This window comes from Sporomusa sp. (assembly GCF_057736855.1).
In genome coordinates this window covers 1-4,711 of sequence record NZ_JBYKYF010000195.1, presented here as the reverse complement: position 1 = coordinate 4,711, position 4,711 = coordinate 1, and the positions used below count along the sequence as shown (strand labels likewise).

Below are 4,711 nucleotides of genomic sequence, written 5' to 3'. Positions count from 1 at the left end.
CACCAATGCGACCTTCTTTTAAAGCAATCGCCAACGCTTTTGGTACTTCCGCCTGCGATTCTACCACTTTAGCCTGCATTTCTTGCGTAAACGCACGCATTTCTTGTTCCCGCGCAACAGCCATGGCTCGCCGTTCTTCGGCTTTTGCCTGCGCAATGCGTTTATCAGCTTCGGCCTGGTCTGTTAACAATTCAGCACCAATATTTCGCCCAACATCAACGTCGGCAATATCAATAGACAAAATTTCAAAAGCAGTTCCGGAATCAAGTCCTTTAGTTAATACAGTACGGGAAATATGATCAGGATTTGCCAATACATCTTTATGGTCATCAGTCGAACCCACTGTAGTAATGATACCTTCGCCAACTCTAGCTAAGACAGTAGCTTCGCCTGCACCGCCAACCAAACGGTCAATATTAGCCCTGACAGTAACCCTTGCCTTAACTTTAAGCTCAATGCCATTTTTAGCTACCGCTGATACAAGCGGAGTTTCAATTACTTTAGGGTTAACACTCATTTGGACAGCTTCAAGCACATTCCGACCAGCTAGATCTATGGCTGCAGAACGTTCGAAAGGCAACGGAATATCTGCACGATGAGCGGCAATTAAGGCATCAATTACCTTATCAACATCGCCTCCCGCCAAAAAATGAGCTTCGAGTTGATTTACATTTACATCCAACCCGGCTTTATTTGCCTTGATTAATGGATGCACAATTTTAGCTGGCGGAACTCGCCGAAGTCGCATACCAACTAAGGTAAAGATACCAACATTGACTCCGGCCGCTAAGGCGGAAATCCAGAGTCCTAGTGGCACAAAATGCAAAAAAACACCAATCGCGACAATTACTAAAAAAATAAACAAAGCACTACCCACTAAAGCTGATAACATATATGACCTCCTACTATTTATCGGAATTTACTGGACGAACGACAATACGGTTTCCGGTTATACTCACCACCTTAACTACTATATTAGGCTCGACATATTGTCCTTCAGACACTACATCAAGTTGAACACCGTCGATAATCACAGCGCCTGCCGGCCGAAGGCCTGTAAGTGTCACTCCTGTTTTACCCAAAAACTGACTGTAATCTTGACTGCTGCTAAAACCGGCATTTTTGGTCGCGGCCTCTTTTAAAATGAGTCGTGACCATAACTTACTGGATGGCAGATGTTTTAACAAGAACAGAAATACTACAATGGCAACTGCCAAACTGATTGCCAACATATTTATAGCAGTAGCATTTGCTCCTAGGGTTAAAAACAGGCTGGCAAATATAGCAATAACACCGGCAATCCCAAATATCCCTACACCAGGTGTATAGAGTTCAACCAGAATAAGTAGAAGACCACTGAGAAACAGAAGAATTTCCAGCCACCCGGCGATACCAGTAAGCCACTGGCTGCCAAAAAAGAGCAAAGCCGCAATCAGACCAATAACAGCAGCAACCCCTAAGCCGGCAGTTTTAATTTCGGTTAATACTGCCAAAAATATCACTGACATCAAGAATGACTGAACTGTTGGATTAGACAGCCAACCTACCAGATTCTCCTGCCAACTTGGTACATACTCTATGACTTCACAATCTGCTAAACCATAATGCGCAAGAACGGTTTTCCTGTCAGGCGCTACTAGATCAGCATAACCGACTTGAGTGGCCTGGTAATCCGTAAGAGCCAAAATTTGACCAGATTCGGCATAACCGGGAAAGCCCAATGATTTATCTACCATAGCTTCAGCGATCTGGGGATTGCGGCCAGTTCGGTTAGCTGTAGCAGCAAACTCAGCTTTTAATGCAGCTACTGTTTTTTCAGTAGTTGGTATTGGTTCGGCTGCCCCGATGCTTCCTCCTGGCGCTATTGCAATATGTTTATGTGAAATAGCAATCAGCGCTCCTGCTGACCAAGCACGATTTTTTATATAACAGATAGTCGGCACCGTTGAATTGATAATCATATCGCGGATGCTAACAGCGGCATCAACTAGACCACCAAAAGTATCAATTTCAATTAAGACGGCTTGCGCCTGTTCGTTATCGACATCAGCCAAAGCTTTACGAACAAGTGCAGCTTGACCACCGTTTATTTCTCCTTTAATCGATATACAGATGACCGGCCCCGTACTGGCCGCTATCGGTCTTTCTGCAAATAGTATAGTAAATAAGGCCGCCATTATAATAACTACAAATTTATGGCAAATAATATTTCGCAAATTCTCACCTCAAATCAATTGATACATGCTCTTACCAATCATTATTAGTTTATTCGCCATCATTTGCCAGTATTCCTGTTAGCTATAAATTACAATTGTCGAAAGTTTGAATATTCGTTATTTTTATAAAATGCTTGACTTGTCGAATAATGTATGTTATTGTCTTAATATAGTCAAGTGAAGCTTACACAACATTAAATACAGTAACATTTCTAGCAATATACATTTACTATTTATACTTTTTCGTAGTAATCGGCGCAGTTTATTGTAATAATTTTACTTAATTATTCATAGTAATTTATGCAGTTTATTCGTAGTAACTTTTTCAACTACTCTCAGCAACTAACGCAGTTTATTTGTAATAGTCTCCTTTCAACTCATCGTAGTACCATTATAGCAACAATATCTACTACCTCTCTTAGCATAAGCTACAGTAAATTAATTATCAGGATTTACGGCCAGCTTCACTAACTACAGAAAAGACAAGCAAATGCTTGTCTTTTCTCTTTTGTTTATAATTATCTATCAAAGCATTATGTATCATTCAAATAAACTAAAATCCGGCGTTAAAAACGCCGGATTAAAATTGTTCTACTGCTGATTTAAGAATTCGCGTACAATGCTATTTACGAACTTACCGTCAGCACGACCCTTAATTTTTGGCATCAGTATAGCCATAACCTTGCCCATATCTTTGATGCTGGCTGCTTGAGACTCTATAATCGCTTCATTCACAAGAGTCCTTACTTCTTGTTCGCTTAATTGTTGAGGAAGGTACTGCATCAGAATGTCGATTTCTTTTTCGAGGTTCTCTACCAAATCAGGACGATTACCTTTTTTAAACTCTTCAATCGAATCCCGGCGCATTTTGACTTCTTTAGCCAGCACATCCAAAACTTCTTCTTCAGAAAGTTCTTTTTTCTTATCAATTTCTAGGTTTTTGATACTCGCACGCACCATGCGAATAACAGAAAGCTGAAATTTTCCACCTTCTCTATCCTTCATGGCCTGCTTCATATCTTCTGCAAGCTTGTCTTTAATAGACATTCAACTGATACCTCCGAAACTAGTTAAACTTACGTTTACGTGCAGCTTCGGATTTTTTCTTGCGTCTTACGCTAGGTTTCTCATAATGCTCGCGTTTTCTAACTTCCGCAAGAACCCCGGCTTTTTGACATGTACGCTTGAACCGGCGGAGTGCGCTGTCAAGCGATTCATTTTTGCCTACTTTTACTTCAGACATCTGATCTCCCTCCCTCCACTAGAACCATTACGAGGAAGTGTACTTGAATAACATACACCTAATTATTATATACCAAAACGCTGAATATTGTCAATATTAGCCTGGAGGCCATGTCATAAAACGTCCGCCCAAAATGTGGAAGTGGAGATGATAAACAGTTTGCCCACCATTATCTTTGGTATTAATGACTGTCCGGAATCCATCTTCAGCTACTCCAGCGATTGCAGCAATCTTCGGAATTGTCGTCATGATATGACCAAGCAGCTCGACCTCATCAGGCGCCACTTCAAGAATATTGGCAATATGCTTTTTTGGTATGACCAATATATGTACAGGGGCGACGGGATTTATATCCGGAAATGCAATAAGATGTTCATCTTCATAAATAGCATTTACCGGAACAGTCTTAGCCGCAATTTTACAAAAAATACAGTCCTGCTGCATAGGTATCCCTCCCCTCAGTATTAGATAGTAATATACATTTGTTCAATAAAATATTCTTCTTGCATTATATAAAATCCTGCCAGAAATTATGATACCTAAGAAATTATTCTACTATTTGCCCCCAGAGCCCATCTTGGTGCAACCGCGTAATAATAACCTTACCTATTTGACCAATATTCTGCTGACCACCGGCTGCATAAACCCGCACATAATTCCCGGTTAGACCTGAGAGTAACCCTTCTGTTTCGTTCATTTCGAACAATACCTCAAGTGTCTGTCCAATTAATGATTGGTGAAATACTTCTGCCTGCTTATCAGCAAGCTCTTGCAAACGCTGAGCCCGGCGTTTCTTTTCTGCTTCAGGTACTTGCGCCGAAAAAGTTGCAGCAGGAGTACCTGTCCGACGCGAATAAGGAAAGACATGGATTTTAGCAAATGGCATTGTGCTGACAAAATCCAATGTATTGGCAAACATTTCATCAGTTTCTCCGGGAAAACCAACAATAATATCTGTCGTAATAGCAATATCTGTAACACGCGCGATAATACCGGTAATTAATTCCCGATACTGTGCAGTAGTATAGTGCCTGTTCATAGCTACTAGTATCCTGTCATCCCCTGACTGCAGCGGCAGATGTAAATGATGGCAAAACCGGTTGTCTGTCAACATTAGATTCATTAAACTGTCAGATACTTCAACCGATTCCAGTGAACCTAGACGTAAGCGTTTAAGACGATTACCTCCCACATCTAAAACCGTCTTGACGGCATCAACAAGTGTAATCTCTTGTTCCTCATTTGAAAAATC

At 41.0% G+C, this 4,711-nt stretch carries 6 protein-coding genes; all 6 read right to left on the bottom strand.

The genetic code is table 11. The features are described from left to right. A partial coding sequence (gene floA, locus AC29Z1_RS12310) for a flotillin-like protein FloA (RefSeq protein ID WP_488271760.1) occupies positions 1-892 on the bottom strand: 892 nt, incomplete at its 3' end. 13 nt (positions 893-905) lie between these two features. Then, positions 906-2,216: an NfeD family protein gene (locus tag AC29Z1_RS12305; protein WP_488271759.1), complete on the bottom strand. Its 1,311-nt coding sequence runs from the start codon at positions 2,214-2,216 to the stop codon at positions 906-908. Positions 2,217-2,807: 591 nt separating this feature from the next. Beyond that, on the bottom strand, positions 2,808-3,263 hold the full coding sequence (locus AC29Z1_RS12300) for a GatB/YqeY domain-containing protein (protein ID WP_488271758.1): 456 nt from the start codon (positions 3,261-3,263) through the stop codon (positions 2,808-2,810). A 19-nt stretch (positions 3,264-3,282) separates the two neighbouring features. Then, positions 3,283-3,459: a 30S ribosomal protein S21 gene (rpsU, locus tag AC29Z1_RS12295; protein ID WP_488271757.1), complete on the bottom strand. Its 177-nt coding sequence runs from the start codon at positions 3,457-3,459 to the stop codon at positions 3,283-3,285. Positions 3,460-3,555: 96 nt separating this feature from the next. Then, positions 3,556-3,903 carry a histidine triad nucleotide-binding protein gene (locus tag AC29Z1_RS12290; protein ID WP_488271756.1) on the bottom strand — a complete coding sequence of 116 codons (348 nt, stop codon included), beginning with the start codon at positions 3,901-3,903 and terminating at the stop codon, positions 3,556-3,558. Between the two features lie 103 nt (positions 3,904-4,006). Further along, the coding region (locus AC29Z1_RS12285) for a radical SAM protein (protein ID WP_488271755.1) at positions 4,007-4,711 on the bottom strand (705 nt) is incomplete at its 5' end.